A 14,778-nucleotide genomic window follows, 5' to 3' on the forward strand; every position below is an offset into this window, starting at 1 on the left:
CTCCGGCGGGGCGAACCGTCCTGCCTTCGTTGACGTTGTGAGGAGACAGTTGTGCGCGCGTTCGGCGCTTTTCGGCGGGTTGTCGCAGTGGTCGGGGCCATCACCTTGGCGAGCGCGATGGTTGCCTGTGGCAGCAATCAGGACAAGTCCGCGGCGGGCGGCGAGGATCTGGGGCTGATGACGGCGGGGACGCTGCGGATCGGGACCCTGACCGACGCGCCGCCGAACGTCTACGTGAAGGACGGGAAGTTCACCGGTTTCGACAACGACCTGATCACCGCGGTCGCGGCGAAGCTGAACCTGAAGCCGGAGTTCGTCGGCACCGACTTCTCCGCGCTGCTGTCGCAGGTGAACGGCGGCCAGTTCGACCTCGGCAGTTCGTCGATCACGGTCACCGAGGCCCGTAAGAAGACGGTTGCGTTCAGCAACGGGTACGACTTCGGCTACCTCGGCCTGAACACCACGAAGAACTCCGGGATCACGTCGTTCGACCAGCTCACCGGCAAGCGCGTCGTGGTTGTCCAGGGCACCGTCCAGGACGATTACGCGACGCAGAAGAATCTGAATCCGGTCCGCGTCCCGAACTACAACGCCGCGCTCGGCCAGCTCAAGGCCGGTACGGCGGACGCCTGGGTGAGCCCGGCCGAGATCGGCGAGAAGATGGCGAAGGAGCAGGGCGGCGGCACGGTGATCCTGGCCGCGAAGGAGCTCAGTGACGCGCCGATGGCGTTCGCGGTGGCGAAGAGCAACGACAAGCTTCGCGAAGCCGTGAACAAGGCGCTCGACGAGGTGATCGCCGACGGCACCTGGACCAAGCTGGTCGAGCAGTACTACCCGGGTCGCGCCGTACCGGCGAACTTCAAGCCGGGCAGCGGATCGGTCAAGTTCACGGCTCCCAAAGCCTGATGGACATCTGGTCCACCCTGAATGACACCTTCCTCGACTGGGAGTCGATGAAGGCGGTCCTGCCCGAGATGCTGAAGGTAGGACTGGTCAACACCCTGATTCTGGCGGCCGCCTCGGTCGTGCTGGGCACTCTGCTCGGCATGATCGTGGCGGTCCTCGCCCTGTCCAGCAAGCGCTGGCTGCGCTGGCCGGCGAAGATCTACACCGACATCTTCCGCGGTCTGCCCGCGATCCTGACCATCCTGCTGATCGGCCAGGGTCTGTCCCCGATCACCCGGCACTGGTGGGGCCCGAACCCGTACCCGCTCGGCATCCTCGCGCTCTCGCTGATCGCCGCGGCGTACATCGGCGAGATCTTCCGCTCCGGCATCCAGAGCGTGGAGAAGGGCCAGCTCGAGGCCGCCCGTGCGCTGGGCTTCAGTTATACGAGCGGCATGCGGCTGGTCGTCATCCCGCAAGGGGTACGGCGGGTGCTGCCGGCGCTGGTGAACCAGTTCATCGCGCTCGTGAAGGAGTCGAGCCTGGTCTACTTCCTCGGCCTGCTGGCGAGCCAGCGCGAACTGTTCCGGATCGGGCAGGACGCGGCCGCGACCAACGGCAACCTGTCCCCGTTGCTGCTCGCGGGCATCTTCTACCTGATCATCACGGTCCCGCTGACGCACTTGGTGAACCACTTCGACAAGCGGCTGCGCGAAGGACGCCCGGTCGAGTCGGAGGATGTAGAACTGAAGGAGCTCGCGCATGCGAACCGTTGAGGCAGCGAGCCTGGAGGTGAGCGGTGTCGAGCTCGCGTTCGGCAGCAACAAGGTGCTGCGCGGCGTCGATCTCGTCGTACCGGCCGGGCAGACCGCCTGCGTGATCGGCCCGTCGGGCTCCGGGAAGTCGACACTGCTGCGGGCGATCAACCGGCTGCTCGAACCGGACGCGGGTGAGGTGAAGCTCGGCGGCGAGTCGGTACTGCGGGGCGATGCCGACGTACTGCGGCGGCGCATCGGCATGGTGTTCCAGCACTTCAACCTGTTCCCACACAAGAGCGTGCTCGACAACATCACGCTCCCGCTGCGCAAGATCAAGAAGCTCGACACCGAGACCGCAGAGGCCGCCGCCCGCGCGCAGCTCGAACTCGTCGGTCTCGCCCACAAGGCCGGAGCGCGGCCCGGGAACCTGTCCGGCGGTCAGCAGCAGCGGGTCGCGATCGCGCGAGCACTGGCGATGGAACCCGAGGTCATGCTGTTCGACGAGGCGACATCGGCGCTCGATCCGGAGCTGGTCAAGGGCGTGCTGTCCCTGATGGCTGACCTCGCCGCGGCCGGGATGACGATGGTCGTGGTCACCCACGAAATGGGGTTCGCCCGCGAGGTCGCCGACCAGGTGGCCTTCATGGACCACGGCGTCGTGGTCGAATCCGGCGTACCCGAGCAGATCTTCGGCGCGGCCGACTCCCCGAGACTGCGCCAGTTCCTGTCCCAGGTGCTCTGACCTCTGGCGAAACTGGTTGCCTGGGGCCACTATGGAAACGGCCCGGACAGGTCGACCATGGCTGGGGGATGGTTGTGGTGAAAGATCGTCGGTTACGGCTCGGACGGATCGCGGCCGGGCTCGTTCTGAGCGTGTTGGTCGGGCTGGTGGCGTTGACGGCGCCACCAGCAACCGGTACGTCGGCCGCGGCGCAGAACCGGGTCAAGTGGGTGTATCTGACGTTCGACGACGGCCCGAGTCCGCGGTACACGGCGCAGATCCTGAAGATCCTTCAGACCTACCACGTGCCGGCCACGTTCTTCGAGGTCGGGCAGAACGTCAAGCGGTACCCCGCGACGACGCGACGGGTCGATCAGCTCGGCCACAGCGTGCAGAACCACTCCTGGTCGCATCCGAATCTCACCAGGGTCAACTGGGCCACCTTCAAGTACCAGGTCCGGACGACAGACCGGTACCTCCGGGCGCAGACCGGCTACACCCCGCGGTGCCTCCGGCCGCCGTACGGCGCGACGAACAAGGCGGTCGCCCAGCGGGCCGTGATGCTCGGCAAGCGGCTCGGACTCTGGTCCGTCGACCCGCGCGACTGGAGCCGGCCAGGCGCGTCGACGATCGCGCGGCGGGTGCTGACGAAGGTACGCAGTGGCTCGGTGATCCTGCTCCACGACGGCGGCGGCAACCGTAGTCAGACCGTGGCGGCGCTGCCGACGATTCTCAGGACGCTGAAGGCGCGGGGATACGTGTTCTACCCGTTGTGGTGCGTGTAGGCGTCCGCTATTCGTGATTCGTTGACGTGGAAGCGGCGTGGGCGCTGGCTTTCCGCGGCGGTTGGCTCAGGGTGGGTCGGGTGAGGAAGTGAACCACCCACCGCCCTGGGGGGACAATGGACGTTCGCTTGACGCGTGCGGGGAATCGCGCCGTCGGCCTGGCGATGATGATGCTGGTGAGCGCGGTGATCGGCTCGGTCGTGGTCGCGGCCGCGAAGTCGCCGGCCAAACCAGCCACGCCCACGCCACCCGCGGCAGCGCCGGTCACGCCGTCGAAAACACCGCTGCCGACCAAGTACGTCGTCCTGACGTTCGACGACGGGCCTGATGTCGAGTACACCCCGAAGGTGCTCAACATCCTCGCGCAGTACGGCGCCAAGGCGACGTTCTTCGAGGTCGGGCAGAACGTCCGGAAGCATCCCGAGCTGACCAAGCGGATCCACGAATCCGGTCACAGCGTGCAGAACCACACCTGGACGCACGCCGACCTCCGCAACCTCAGCGCGGCCGCGTTCCGGCAGCAGGTGACGTCGACGGACCAGGCCATCCGGGCTCAGATCGGAAGTACGCCGGCCTGCCTGCGACCGCCGTACGGCGGGGTGAACGCGACCGTCCGGCAACGTGCGAAGGCGCTCGGCAAGGACCTCGTGGTGTGGACCATCGACTCGCGGGACTGGACCAAGCCCGGTACGACGGCGATCGTGCAACGCGTACTGAAGAACGTGCACAGCGGCTCGGTGATCCTGATGCACGACGGCGGCGGCAACCGCACCCAAACCGTGGCCGCGCTACCCACGATCCTCAAGACCCTCAAGGCCCAGGGCTACGGTTTCCGCACGCTGACGTGCTAGGACAGGGCGGTTACCAGCGGTACGACGTCGGCGATCGACTGGACCACGCGGGTCGGGCGGTACGGGAAGCGCTCGACCTCGTGCTCGCCGGTCGAGCCGGACAGCACGAGCACGCTCCGCAGGCCCGCCTCGAGACCGCTGATGATGTCGGTGTCCATCCGATCACCGATCATCACGGTGGTTTCGGAGTGTCCCTCGATCCGGTTGAGCGCGCTGCGCATCATCAGCGGGTTCGGCTTGCCGACGAAGTACGGCGCGACGCCGGTGGCGCGGGTGATGAGCGCGGCCACGGAGCCGGTCGCCGGCAGCGGACCCTCTTGTGACGGGCCGGTCGGATCCGGGTTGGTCGCGATGAAGCGGGCACCTTCGGCGATCAACCGGATCGCCTTGGTGATGGCCTCGAACGAGTACGTCCGGGTCTCGCCGAGGACGACGTAGTCCGGGTCGCGCTCGGTCAGCACGTACCCGATCTCGTGCAGCGCGGTGGTCAGTCCCGCCTCGCCGATCACGTACGCCGTTCCGCGCGGCCGCTGATCGTCGAGGAACTGCGCGGTGGCGAGCGCGCTGGTCCAGATCGACCGCTCCGGGATGTCGATGCCCGCGGCAAGCAGGCGGGCGCGGAGGTCGCGCGGCGTGAAGATCGAGTTGTTCGTGAGGACCAGGAACTTCTTGCCGGACGCCTGGAGCGCCGCGATGAACTCGCTGGCTCCGGGGATCGCGCGCTCCTCGTGCACCAGCACGCCGTCCATGTCGGTCAGCCAGGTATCCACCGGTTTGTGCTCGCTCACCAGCTCATCGTAGAGGCCTGACCGGCTGGCGCACGGAAACTGTCGGCGGCGGGGGCAAGAATGCGGGCATGGATTTGGCCGGGTACCGCGAGTTGTGGCGAGCGCACGGTGTGATGACGCTGCTCGTGTCGTCGCTGCTCGCCCGGCTGCCCATGCTCGCGACGATGGTGCCGATCGCGTTCCTGGCCAAGGACGCGAGCGGCTCGTTCCGGTGGGCAGGCGTTGTCGCAGGCGCCTATTCGGTCGGTACGGCGGTTGCGGGACCGCTCTGGTCGCGCACGGCCGACCGGCGCGGACCTCGTGGCGTGCTGCTCGCGACCGGGATCGCCTGGAGTGTCGCGCTCTTCTCGATCGCTCTCTTGCCGACCGGGTTGCATCGGTTGTTGCCGTTGCTGGCTCTGATCGCCGGCGCCCTGGTGCCGCCGGTCATGCAGACGTTGCGGGCCGCATGGCCGCGCGTCGTGTCGGGCCCGGCGCTGCGGACGGCGTACTCCGTGGATGCGACCGCGCAGGAGCTGCTGTTCATGGTCGGGCCGATGCTCGGGGCAACCGCGGTCAGCGTGGCGAGCCCGCGAGTCGGCGTACTGCTCGCGGCCGTGATGTCGGCCGTCTTCATCTGGTGGTATGCGCTCCGACAACCTTCGCCGCTCCCCCGGGACGAGCACACTACGGTGCCGTTGACCGCGCGGCAGCTGCTCTGGCATCGGCACCGGTTGCCGTTGATCCTCGCGTTCGGCCTCTGGGTGATGTCGTTCAACGGGATCTCGCTGGCCATCGTCGCGTTCGCCGACGACCACGGTCAGCGGCTGATCGCCGGGATCCTCGAGGCCGTCTGGGCGTTCGGCAGCCTGGTCGGCGGCGCCGTCGCGGGCGCGTTGCCCGGTCGGCGTACGTCGTACCTCTGGCGGCGGGCTGCTCTCGTCGCGGTCGGGATGCTGTTGTGCGTGTTCGCTACTTGGTCGTCGGTGTCGCTGGGGATCGCGTTGACGGTGTCGGGGCTGACGTTGGCGCCGGCGATCGGTGCGCTGTACGGGCGGCTGGGTTCGTTGACGCCGGACGTCGCGCGGACCGAGGTGTTCGGGTGGATGGGCAGCGCGGCGACCGGCGGCGCGGCGATCGGGGCCGCGGTTGCGGGTGCGGTGATCGAAGGCTTCGGCGTGCGGTACGTGTGGCTGATGGCCGCCGTACTCGCGGTGGTGTCGACGGTCTTGCTGTTGCGGGTGCCGCCGGAGGTGGAGCCGGAGCCGAGTGGGCCTGACTTACCGGCCGGCGGCCTGCTCGGCGAGACCGCGTAGCTGCTCGACCATCGCGTTCGGGTCGTCGGCGGCGTACACGGCCGAGCCGGCCACGAACACATCGGCGCCGGCGTCGGCGCAGCGCTCGATGGTGTCGACCGAGACGCCGCCGTCGATCTCGATCCACAGGTCCAGGCCGTGCTTGTCGAGGAGTTGGCGGGTGCGGCGGATCTTCGGTACGCACACGTCGAGGAACTTCTGCCCGCCGAAGCCGGGCTCGACGGTCATGATCAGGATCATGTCGAGCTCGGCCAGCAGGTCCTCGTACGGCTCGATCGGGGTTGCGGGCTTGAGTGCCATCGCGGCGCGCGCGCCCTTGGCCCGGATCTCGCGCGCGGTCCGGATCGGCGCCCGGCAGGCCTCGACGTGGAACGTGACGCTCGACGCGCCCGCCTCGACGTACCCAGGCGCCCAGCGGTCCGGGTCCTCGATCATCAGGTGACAGTCGAGCGGCATGTCGGTCGCCTTCGCCAGCGACTCGACCACCGGCATCCCGAGGGTCAGATTCGGCACGAAGTGGTTGTCCATCACGTCGACATGCAGCCAGTCCGCATTCGACACAGCAGCGGCCTCGTCAGACAGCCGCGCAAAGTCGGCGGACAGGATGCTCGGCGCGATCTGAATCCCCATGACGCCAATCTATCGACCCGGGGATGGACAGCTGTCAGGTGGTGAGCTCGGCGGTGAGTACTTCGCGGAGGGTGGTGGCTGGGCGGCCGAGGAGTGCTGGGAGCGTGGGGTCGACGACGGCGAACTCGCCGCGGCGGGCGGCCGCGAAGATGCCCAGCGTCAGGTCGGCCAGGAACTCCGGCATCCCGCGCCCGAGCGCCGCCCGCTTCCACTCCTCGTCCGGCACCGTCACCCGAGTGATCTTCCGCCCGACGAGGTCCGAGGCGATCGCAGCGATGTCCGCGTAGTCGAACAGCTCCGGCCCGGTCAGCGGCGGCGTGATGCCGTCCAGACGTCCAGGCTCGATTAGCGCGATCACTGCCGCGTCGGCCAGATCCCGGTGCGCTGTCCAGGAGAACGGCCCGTCCTCCGGCAGGATCAGCTCCCCCGTCTCCAGCGCGGATCGCAGCAGGAAGACCGGCGTACTCGCGTAGAAGCCGTTGCGGAGCGCGGTGAACGGTACGCCGGAGTTGGCCAGATCCTGTTCGGTTGCGGCGTGGCCTTGGGTCGCGATGAACAGGGAGTCGAGGTTCGCGGCCTGGTGGCTGGTGTAGAGGATGCGCTCGGCGCCGGCGGTCTTGGCGAGGTCGATCGCGATGTGGTGCGGCTCGGGGTCGGCCGGGCCGGAAACGATCAGTACCTGGGTGGCGCCTTCGAATGCGTGCTCGAGCGCGTCTGGGTCGCCGAAGTCCCCGCGCCGTACGCGAACACCGCGGGCGGCAAGGTCCGCGGCCTTCTCCGGATCACGCACGCTGACGCCGAGTTGGTCGATGGGGACACGGTCGGCGAGGCGGTCGACGACAGCACGGCCGAGGCGGCCGGTCGCTCCGGTGACGATGATCATGCACAACTCCTTGTTATCAGTGGATACAGATCGACGCTATCACTGTTAACAGGACGAGCCAACCGCTACCTTTGGCGCGTGGAGGAGCTGCAGACGAACGAGACACCAAGCGACGAGACCACCAGCGCCCACGGTGCGGGAGGCGCCAGCACCAGCGGTGACGGTGCGGGCGGCGTCGGGGTGCGTGGGCGGGATCGGATGCGGGCTCACATCGTCGAGGTTGCGGCGGAGCTGCTTGCGAGTGGTGGGCGGGACGCTGTGTCGACGCGGGCGGTGGCGGCTGCGGCGGGTACGCAGGCGCCGACGATCTACCGGTTGTTCGGCGACAAGGACGGGCTGCTCGCCGCGGTGCTGGAGTACGGGTTCGCGACGTACCTCGCGGACAAACCACCGCTCGATCCGACGGCAGACCCGATCACGGACCTCCGCGCGGGATGGGATCTGCACATCGGGTTCGGGCTCGCGAACCCGGCACTCTTCCTGCTGATGTACGCCGACACGCAGCCGGGCCGGCGCCCCGCTGCAGCCGAGGCCGGGCTGGCGATTCTGCGAACCCGGATCCGCAACATCGCAGCCGCCGGACGGTTGCGGGTCGACGAGGACCTGGCCGCGGAACTAGTACAGGCGGCCGGTTCAGGCGCCGTACTAGCACTGCTAGCCGTCCCCGAGGACCGCCGCGACCCACGGCTCGCGGACACGATGTTCGACGCCTTGATCACGGCTATCGCAACCGACCCCGCAGACGGCAGGGCGCGGGCGGGTGGGATGCGGAGTGGTGGGGTGGTGACGGCTGCGAATGCGTTGCGGGCGCGGCTGGCGGAGCTTGAGATGTTGACTGACGGCGAGCGTCAGGTGCTCGGTGAGTGGCTCGCTCGCATTACCCACTGAACGGCTTCCTCGACCGTCTCGACAACCTCATGCCCCACAGAACCAGCAGGACCCGCGGAACCCGCAGGAGCCGTGGGTACGGGTGGTCGGTGGATTATGACTACGGGGATTGCGAGTCGGCGGGCCGCGGTGAGTTTGGCGGCTGTGGCGGGGCCGCCGCTGTCCTTGGTGACGAGTACGTCGATGTCGTGGTCGCGGAGGATTGTCTCCTCGTCGGCGAGCGTGAAGGGGCCGCGGGCAAGCATCAGGGTGCACCACGTGGGACGAGGTTCGGGCGGGTCGACGCACCGGGCAAGCGTCCACAGTCCGGTACCAGCGAAGGCATCGAGCCCCTGCCGCCCGATCGTCAGAAACGCGCGCGTCCCGAGCCTCGGCAGCAACTCGGCAGCAGCGGAAGCGGTGTCGACCCAATGCCAGTTGTCATCAGGCTCCGAAGTCCAACCCGGCCGCCGCAGCACCAACAGCGGCGTACCGACCTCGCGCGTCGCGGAAAACGCATTCTCAGTGATCTTCGCCGCAAACGGATGCGTCGCATCGATCACCGCATCAACCGGATACCCCAGCAACCACCCCGCTAGCCCGCCCGCCCCACCGAACCCGCCAACCCGCACCTCACCAACCGGCACCCGAGCATCGGACGTCCGCCCGGCAAGCGATGACACCACCTCGATCCCGGCCCCAGTCAGCAACCCCGCCAGCTCGCGAGCCTCCCCTGTCCCGCCGAGCAGCAGAACCTTCATCGAGACCGATCGGCCGAGTAGAGATGACTGTCCCGGAAGGCTGTTGCCGTCAGCACCTTTCCGACGATGATGACTGCGGTACGGCGAACGCCCGCGGACTTCACCTGCTCCGCGATATCGGCAAGCGTTCCGCGCAGGACCACCTCGTCGTCGCGAGAAGCACGCGCGACGACCGCGACCGGGCAGTCCGCGCCGTAGTTCGGCACGAGTTCCTCGACCACACGCTCGATCTGCTGCACCGCAAGATGCAGAACGATCGTCGCCTGACTCGCGCCGAGGGTCGCGAGATCCTCGCCGGCCGGCATCGCGCTGGCGCTGCCCCCGATCCGGGTGAGGACGACGGTCTGCCCGACCTCGGGAACGGTCAGCTCACGGCCGAGGGTCGCGGCGGCTGCGGCGTACGCCGGTACGCCGGGCGTCACGTCGTACGGGATCTCGAGGCTGTCGAGGCGGCGCATCTGTTCGGCCATCGCGCTGAAGACGGACGGGTCGCCGGAGTGCAGGCGGGCGACGTCGAGGCCGGCGGTGTGCGCGGTGGCGAGTTCGGTGACGATCTCGTCGAGGGTCAGGTTCGCGGTGTCGACCTTGCGGGCGCCGGGCGGGCAGTGGTCGAGAAGTTCGACCGGGACGAGCGCACCGGCGTACAGACAGACGGGTGACGACGTGATCAGGTCGCGGCCGCGGACGGTGATCAGGTCGGCGGCACCGGGTCCGGCTCCGATGAAATGGACCGTCATGAGTCGAGGCCCGGCATCGAGATGGTCACTTGGTCACGCTCCAGATGGTTACCGGCATGGCGGGGCGCCAGCCGGTCATGGTGCCGATGGCGGAGGCGCGTTGTACGTCCAGGCGGATGAGGTCGCCGCCGATGGCCTTGTACCACTGGGCTATCAGGGATTCGGTTTCCAGCGTGACGCCGTTGGCGACCAGGCGACCCCCAGGGCGGAGCGCGTTCCAGCAGGCGTCGAACATGCCGGCGGCAGTCGCTCCCCCGCCGATGAAGACCGCGTCCGGGGATTCGAGACCTTCGAGCGCTGTCGGGGCTGTGCCTTCGACGATCTCTACTGCGGCACCTAGCGCGGACACGTTGCGTTCCAGGCGTTTCGCGCGGTCGGGGTCGCGTTCGACGGCGATCGCGCGGCAGGACGGGTGGTGGCGGGACCACTCGATCGCGATGCTGCCTGCGCCGCCGCCGATGTCCCAGAGCAGTTGGCCGGGGACGGGTGCGAGGCGGGACAGCGTGACGGCGCGTACTTCGCGTTTGGTCAGCTGGCCGTCGTTCTCGTACGCGTCGTCGGGTAGGCCGGGTGCGGTTGAGAGGACGGGGGCGTCGAACGGGCAGAGTACGGCGATGACGTTGAGCGGGTCGACTTCGTCGGACCAGTCGGTGGCGTTCGTCGTACGGACGCGTTCGGTTGGACCGCCGAGTTGTTCGAGGACGGTGAACTCGCTGGAGCCGTAGCCGCGGGCAACCAGCAGATCCGCGACCTCGGCCGGGGTTTGGGCGCCTCGGCTGAGGATCAGGACTCGTCGGCCGGGCTGGAGATGCGGGTGGAGTCGCTCGACCGGGTTGGTCACCAGGCTCACCACCTGCACCTGGTCCTGCGCCCAGCCGAGCCGCGCGCACGCCAGGGAGACGCTCGACGGCTGCGGGATCACGCGTACGGCGTCGGCGCCGAGCAGCCGGACCAGCGTCGTACCGATGCCGTGGAACGTCGGGTCCCCACTCGCCAACACACAGATCCGCCGCCCCCGGTGCTCCGCCAGCAACCGCGGAAGAGCCTCGGACAACGGCGAAGGCCAGGCGACCCGCGAGACATCTTGTTCAGGAATCAGAGCTAGTTGGCGGGGGCTGCCGAGGAGGAGGTCGGCTTGTTCGATGGCTGTGCGGGCTGGGATTGAGAGGCCGGTCCAGCCGTCGGCGCCTAGGCCTACGACGGTGACGGGGTCAGGCATTGCCCAGGACCTTCGTCACGGTGATCTCGATGACTACGCGCTGTGGGTTGACCCGTGGCTCCTTGTAGCGCTTGGCGTAGCGCCGTTCGGCCTCGTGCACCCGCGCAGGTTCGTCGCTGACCACAGCACGACCCTCGATCGTGCTCCAGCGGCGGCCGTCCACCTGTGTCACCGCGACAGCCGCCTCCCCGAGCCGCCTGATTGCGCGGGCCTTGTACGACGTACCGGAGCAAATCACCCGCACCAGTCCCGCCTCGACGTCCAAGGTCGCTCCGACGGGCGTCGCGTGCACCGTCCCGTCTGACCGGACCGTACTCAGCACACACAGGTGCCGCTCGCTCCAGAACTCAACCAGCTGCTCACTGAACACCCAGCGATCGTAGACAGGCCCGCCCGGTGACGTGCCGGGCGGGCCTATGAGCGCTGGACCCCTCAGACCAGCGCTGATCATGGTGAGCCGAACGTCAGCCGATGTCGCGGCGGCGGAACGTGGCGAAGCCGGCGATCGTGAGTGCTGCGGCGATCCCGGTCAGCCAGAGGACCGGTGCGACGGAGAAGTCACCGCCCGGCAGCCGCGGGGTGTGGCCGTACGGGCTGAGGTTGATCATCCACTGCGGCAGGTTGAAGATCTCGCCGAACTGACCGATCAGCAGGAACACGCCGTACAGCGCCCATCCCCCGGTCACCAGCTTGGGCGCGAGCCCGAACAGGACGACGACCAGTGCGGTCACCAGCCAGATGGCAGGCAGTTGTACGGCGGCCGCGGCGATCATCTGCGGCACCTGACGGCCCATGTTGCCAAGCGACGCTCCACTCGAGATGCCAGAGCCCAGCCCGGCGACCAGGATCAGTGCGCCGGTGCCGAGCAGTGCCATCAGCACGTGGCTCGCCAGCCACTGTGCACGGGTAACACCGGTCGCCAGCAGCGGCTCAGCCCGGAGCGCGGTCTCCTCCGACCGCAGCCGGAGCGCGGCCTGGATACCGAACGCCGACGCGAGCAGCCCCATCACGCCCATCTCTGTCGCCAGGAACGCATCGGTGATGCCCTCCACGCCACCGAGCTTCTGCACCATCTCCTTCGCACTCTCGCTGGTCACGAACCCGTCGACGTTGCTGGCGATGTTGCCGACCAGCAGACCCAGGAGCAGGAATGCGAAACCCCAGGCGTACAGCGAGCCTCGGTGCAGCCGCCACGCCAGCGCGAGCGGCGAACGCAACGACTTGGCCGCGCGGGGCGGTCCGGGACGTGGAGGAACCAGACCGGCGCCTAGGTCGCGCCGCCGGATCAGTGCGGTTGCTGCAGCGATCAGTACGGCGAGGAACGCCAGCGGCACCAGTAGTACGGCGAACCGGTCACCGGCGTACGCACGGACCTGCTGCGACCAGCCGATCGGTGACAGCCACGACACCCACTGCGTGCTGCCGTCTGCGGACGAGTCGCCGATGGCTCGCAGCACGTACGCCACACCGAGCACTACTGCAGTCAGCCCGTTCGCGGCGCGGGCGCTCTCGCTGACCTGTGAGGTCACCGCAGCCACACCGGCGAACGACAGTCCAGCAGCCGCCCACATCAACCCGAACGCGAACGACCCCTTCGTGTCCAAGCCACTGCCCATCAGCGACAGCGCGGTCAGCAGCCCGAGCACGACCACAGTCGCCCCGGACACGATCAGCGCAGACGCCAGAGCGGCGTACCGACCGAGTACGCCGGCACTCAGCAGCTCAAGCCGCCCGGACTCCTCTTCGCTGCGGGTGTGCCGTACGACGAGCATGCCGCCGAGCAACCCGACCAGGAGCGCGCCGAACGCGGTGAGCTTGAACAGCGAGACCTCCCCGAGCGAGGACTCGTCGAAGATCCGCCCGTACAGCGAGACCAGCGCGGGTGACGCGTTCGACGTACGTGCCGCGTCGACCAGCGCCTTGGGGTCCGTGTACAGGTCCATCGTCGCCTTGGCCGAGCCGGCGGCCGTCATCACGAACACGACGATCCAGATCGGGATCAGGATCCGGTCCCGGCGCAGCGCGAGCCGCACCAGCGTCCCGGTACCGACGAAGTCGTTCATCGCACGGCCGCCTCGGGCTGAGCAGCAGGTACGTCGTCCTCGTAGTGCCGCAGGAACAGCTCCTCGAGCGTCGGCGGCTGCGCCACCAGGCTCTTTATGCCGCTCGCGGACAGCTGCCGCATCACGGCCTCGAGCTGGGCGGTGTCCACCTCGCAGCGGACCCGGTTGCCCTGGACATCGAGATCGTGGATCCCCGGCAGCTGCGCGATGCCGTTCGGCGACCCGGCCAGCTCGGCGTGGATCGACGTACGCGTGAGGTGACGCAGGTCGGCCAGCGTGCCGGTCTCGACCACCTTGCCGCGGCGGATGATGCTGATCCGGTCACACAGGGCCTCGACCTCGGACAGGATGTGGCTCGACAGCAGCACGGTGCGGTCGCGCTGACGCTCATCCTCGATGCACTGCCGGAACACCTCCTCCATCAGCGGGTCCAGGCCGGAGGTGGGCTCGTCCAGGATCAGGAGCTCCACATCCGAAGCGAGAGCGGCGACCAGGGCGACCTTCTGCCGGTTGCCCTTGGAGTACGTCCGGCCCTTCTTGGTCGGGTCGAGGTCGAACCGGCGCAGCAGCTCGTCGCGCTTCTTCTCGTCCAGCCCGCCACGGAGCCGGCCGAGCAGGTCGATCACCTCGCCGCCGGTCAGGTTCGGCCACAGGTTCACGTCGCCCGGGACGTACGCCAGCCGCCGGTGCAGCTTCGCGGCGTCGTGCCACGGGTCACCGCCGAGCAGCGAGACATCACCGGCGTCACCGCGCAGCAGTCCGAGCAGGACGCGGATGGTGGTGGACTTCCCGGCGCCGTTCGGCCCGAGGAAGCCGTGCACCTCACCGGTCGCGACCTCAAGGTCGAGACCGTCGAGGGCGTGCGTACTTCCGTACGACTTGTGCAGTCCAGAGACCACGATGGCTGATGTCATGATTCATAACGTACACTTCATTCAGAAGTTTGTGAATCTTGCTAACACGTTTCTCACAGGTCAGGTAATCGAGCGACTCAGAGGGGATGATGGGGCGGTGAGTGCACTTCGAGACGACGACGCCGTCCGGCGATACACCGAGCAGTTCGGCAACCTGCTGGCCGAGACCGGCTGGCCGCGGATGGCCGCCCGGGTGTTCGCCGCGATCCTGTCCAGCGTGGACGGGCGGATGACAGCCGCCGAACTGTCCGACCAGCTACAGGCCAGTCCCGCCGCGGTCTCCGGCGCGGTCAACTACCTGCTGCAACTGCGCCTGGCGACCCGCGAGCGCGAGCCCGGGAGCCGCCGCGACGTGTACGTCGTACAGGACGACGCCTGGTACCAGACGATGATGAGCGAGGACGCCTCACTGCTGCGCTGGTCCGAATCCCTCCGCAAGGTCCTCGACGCCGCCGGCGACGGCACCGACGCCCACCACCGCATCCGCATCTCGCTCGGCTTCATCGACTTCATCAGCGAAGAGGTCAAGGGCCTCACCGACCGCTGGGTCAAACGCAAAGCCGAACTGGACGCCGAAATCGCCGCGGAGTACGACGCGCCCGACCGCTGAGCGCCGTACTG

General features: G+C 68.3%; 17 protein-coding genes. 8 read left to right on the forward strand and 9 right to left on the reverse strand.

The window, feature by feature from the left end:
- Positions 1-51 precede the first annotated feature (51 nt).
- From ACLJOO_RS00360 to ACLJOO_RS00380, 5 genes are all read left to right on the forward strand, one after another.
- Positions 52-906: a substrate-binding periplasmic protein gene (locus ACLJOO_RS00360; protein WP_410784720.1), complete on the forward strand. Its 855-nt coding sequence runs from the start codon at positions 52-54 to the stop codon at positions 904-906.
- On the forward strand, positions 906-1,661 hold the full coding sequence (locus ACLJOO_RS00365) for an amino acid ABC transporter permease (protein WP_410784721.1): 756 nt from the start codon (positions 906-908) through the stop codon (positions 1,659-1,661). The genes ACLJOO_RS00360 and ACLJOO_RS00365 overlap by 1 nt, the downstream gene beginning before the upstream one ends.
- The gene (locus ACLJOO_RS00370) at positions 1,648-2,385 is read left to right on the forward strand and encodes an amino acid ABC transporter ATP-binding protein (protein WP_410784722.1); all 738 of its coding nucleotides are present in this window, start codon (positions 1,648-1,650) and stop codon (positions 2,383-2,385) included. The genes ACLJOO_RS00365 and ACLJOO_RS00370 overlap by 14 nt, the downstream gene beginning before the upstream one ends.
- Positions 2,386-2,462: 77 nt before the next feature.
- Positions 2,463-3,149: a polysaccharide deacetylase family protein gene (locus tag ACLJOO_RS00375; RefSeq protein WP_410784723.1), complete on the forward strand. Its 687-nt coding sequence runs from the start codon at positions 2,463-2,465 to the stop codon at positions 3,147-3,149.
- Between the two features lie 116 nt (positions 3,150-3,265).
- Positions 3,266-4,000, forward strand: coding sequence for a polysaccharide deacetylase family protein (locus ACLJOO_RS00380; protein WP_410784724.1), 735 nt, complete (start codon positions 3,266-3,268; stop codon positions 3,998-4,000).
- On the opposite strand, the gene ACLJOO_RS00385 is transcribed toward ACLJOO_RS00380, so the two are convergent.
- The gene (locus ACLJOO_RS00385; RefSeq protein WP_238154967.1) at positions 3,997-4,749 is read right to left on the reverse strand and encodes an HAD-IIA family hydrolase; all 753 of its coding nucleotides are present in this window, start codon (positions 4,747-4,749) and stop codon (positions 3,997-3,999) included. The genes ACLJOO_RS00380 and ACLJOO_RS00385 overlap by 4 nt on opposite strands.
- A gap of 107 nt (positions 4,750-4,856) precedes the next feature.
- Between ACLJOO_RS00385 and ACLJOO_RS00390 the strand changes: the two genes are divergently transcribed.
- Positions 4,857-6,083, forward strand: coding sequence for an MFS transporter (locus ACLJOO_RS00390; protein WP_410784725.1), 1,227 nt, complete (start codon positions 4,857-4,859; stop codon positions 6,081-6,083).
- Here the strand turns inward: ACLJOO_RS00390 and rpe are convergent.
- The gene (gene rpe / locus ACLJOO_RS00395; protein ID WP_410784726.1) at positions 6,048-6,713 is read right to left on the reverse strand and encodes a ribulose-phosphate 3-epimerase; all 666 of its coding nucleotides are present in this window, start codon (positions 6,711-6,713) and stop codon (positions 6,048-6,050) included. The genes ACLJOO_RS00390 and rpe overlap by 36 nt on opposite strands.
- A gap of 34 nt (positions 6,714-6,747) precedes the next feature.
- On the reverse strand, positions 6,748-7,596 hold the full coding sequence (locus ACLJOO_RS00400) for an SDR family oxidoreductase (RefSeq protein ID WP_410784727.1): 849 nt from the start codon (positions 7,594-7,596) through the stop codon (positions 6,748-6,750).
- A gap of 78 nt (positions 7,597-7,674) precedes the next feature.
- On the opposite strand from ACLJOO_RS00400, the gene ACLJOO_RS00405 reads away from it, so the two are divergent.
- Positions 7,675-8,484 carry a TetR/AcrR family transcriptional regulator gene (locus ACLJOO_RS00405; protein WP_410784728.1) on the forward strand — a complete coding sequence of 270 codons (810 nt, stop codon included), beginning with the start codon at positions 7,675-7,677 and terminating at the stop codon, positions 8,482-8,484.
- On the opposite strand, the gene ACLJOO_RS00410 is transcribed toward ACLJOO_RS00405, so the two are convergent.
- The 6 genes from ACLJOO_RS00410 to ACLJOO_RS00435 all read right to left on the reverse strand — a co-directional run bounded on the left by ACLJOO_RS00410 (position 8,445) and on the right by ACLJOO_RS00435 (position 14,157).
- Entirely contained in the window at positions 8,445-9,224 is a 780-nt protein-coding gene (locus ACLJOO_RS00410; RefSeq protein WP_410784729.1) for a cobalt-precorrin-6A reductase, read from the reverse strand. The genes ACLJOO_RS00405 and ACLJOO_RS00410 overlap by 40 nt on opposite strands.
- Positions 9,221-9,961 carry a precorrin-4 C(11)-methyltransferase gene (gene cobM, locus ACLJOO_RS00415; protein WP_410784730.1) on the reverse strand — a complete coding sequence of 247 codons (741 nt, stop codon included), beginning with the start codon at positions 9,959-9,961 and terminating at the stop codon, positions 9,221-9,223. Before cobM ends, ACLJOO_RS00410 begins: the two co-directional genes overlap by 4 nt.
- Before the next feature lie 25 nt (positions 9,962-9,986).
- Entirely contained in the window at positions 9,987-11,180 is a 1,194-nt protein-coding gene (gene cbiE / locus ACLJOO_RS00420) for a precorrin-6y C5,15-methyltransferase (decarboxylating) subunit CbiE (RefSeq protein WP_410784731.1), read from the reverse strand.
- The gene (locus tag ACLJOO_RS00425; RefSeq protein ID WP_410784732.1) at positions 11,173-11,550 is read right to left on the reverse strand and encodes a PPOX class F420-dependent oxidoreductase; all 378 of its coding nucleotides are present in this window, start codon (positions 11,548-11,550) and stop codon (positions 11,173-11,175) included. The genes cbiE and ACLJOO_RS00425 overlap by 8 nt, the downstream gene beginning before the upstream one ends.
- Before the next feature lie 94 nt (positions 11,551-11,644).
- Positions 11,645-13,243 carry an ABC transporter permease gene (locus ACLJOO_RS00430; protein WP_410784733.1) on the reverse strand — a complete coding sequence of 533 codons (1,599 nt, stop codon included), beginning with the start codon at positions 13,241-13,243 and terminating at the stop codon, positions 11,645-11,647.
- The gene (locus ACLJOO_RS00435; protein ID WP_410784734.1) at positions 13,240-14,157 is read right to left on the reverse strand and encodes an ATP-binding cassette domain-containing protein; all 918 of its coding nucleotides are present in this window, start codon (positions 14,155-14,157) and stop codon (positions 13,240-13,242) included. The genes ACLJOO_RS00430 and ACLJOO_RS00435 overlap by 4 nt, the downstream gene beginning before the upstream one ends.
- Positions 14,158-14,254: 97 nt before the next feature.
- Between ACLJOO_RS00435 and ACLJOO_RS00440 the strand changes: the two genes are divergently transcribed.
- Positions 14,255-14,767, forward strand: coding sequence for a GbsR/MarR family transcriptional regulator (locus ACLJOO_RS00440; protein ID WP_410784735.1), 513 nt, complete (start codon positions 14,255-14,257; stop codon positions 14,765-14,767).
- Positions 14,768-14,778 lie beyond the last annotated feature (11 nt).

Source organism: Kribbella sp. C-35 (assembly GCF_046549195.1).
GTDB lineage: Bacteria > Actinomycetota > Actinomycetes > Propionibacteriales > Kribbellaceae > Kribbella.

Excerpts from the sequence above, each read along its gene's own strand:
- ACLJOO_RS00370 (WP_410784722.1), top strand. The coding sequence starts at position 1,648 with ATGCGAACCGTTGAGGCAGCGAGCCTGGAGGTGAGCGGTGTCGAGCTC.
- ACLJOO_RS00390 (WP_410784725.1), top strand. The coding sequence starts at position 4,857 with ATGGATTTGGCCGGGTACCGCGAGTTGTGGCGAGCGCACGGTGTGATG.
- ACLJOO_RS00430 (WP_410784733.1), bottom strand. The coding sequence starts at position 13,243 with ATGAACGACTTCGTCGGTACCGGGACGCTGGTGCGGCTCGCGCTGCGC.
- cbiE (WP_410784731.1), bottom strand. The coding sequence starts at position 11,180 with ATGCCTGACCCCGTCACCGTCGTAGGCCTAGGCGCCGACGGCTGGACC.
- ACLJOO_RS00435 (WP_410784734.1), bottom strand. The coding sequence starts at position 14,157 with ATGACATCAGCCATCGTGGTCTCTGGACTGCACAAGTCGTACGGAAGT.
- cobM (WP_410784730.1), bottom strand. The coding sequence starts at position 9,961 with ATGACGGTCCATTTCATCGGAGCCGGACCCGGTGCCGCCGACCTGATC.
- ACLJOO_RS00400 (WP_410784727.1), bottom strand. The coding sequence starts at position 7,596 with ATGATCATCGTCACCGGAGCGACCGGCCGCCTCGGCCGTGCTGTCGTC.
- rpe (WP_410784726.1), bottom strand. The coding sequence starts at position 6,713 with ATGGGGATTCAGATCGCGCCGAGCATCCTGTCCGCCGACTTTGCGCGG.
- ACLJOO_RS00380 (WP_410784724.1), top strand. The coding sequence starts at position 3,266 with ATGGACGTTCGCTTGACGCGTGCGGGGAATCGCGCCGTCGGCCTGGCG.
- ACLJOO_RS00365 (WP_410784721.1), top strand. The coding sequence starts at position 906 with ATGGACATCTGGTCCACCCTGAATGACACCTTCCTCGACTGGGAGTCG.
- ACLJOO_RS00410 (WP_410784729.1), bottom strand. The coding sequence starts at position 9,224 with ATGAAGGTTCTGCTGCTCGGCGGGACAGGGGAGGCTCGCGAGCTGGCG.
- ACLJOO_RS00385 (WP_238154967.1), bottom strand. The coding sequence starts at position 4,749 with ATGGACGGCGTGCTGGTGCACGAGGAGCGCGCGATCCCCGGAGCCAGC.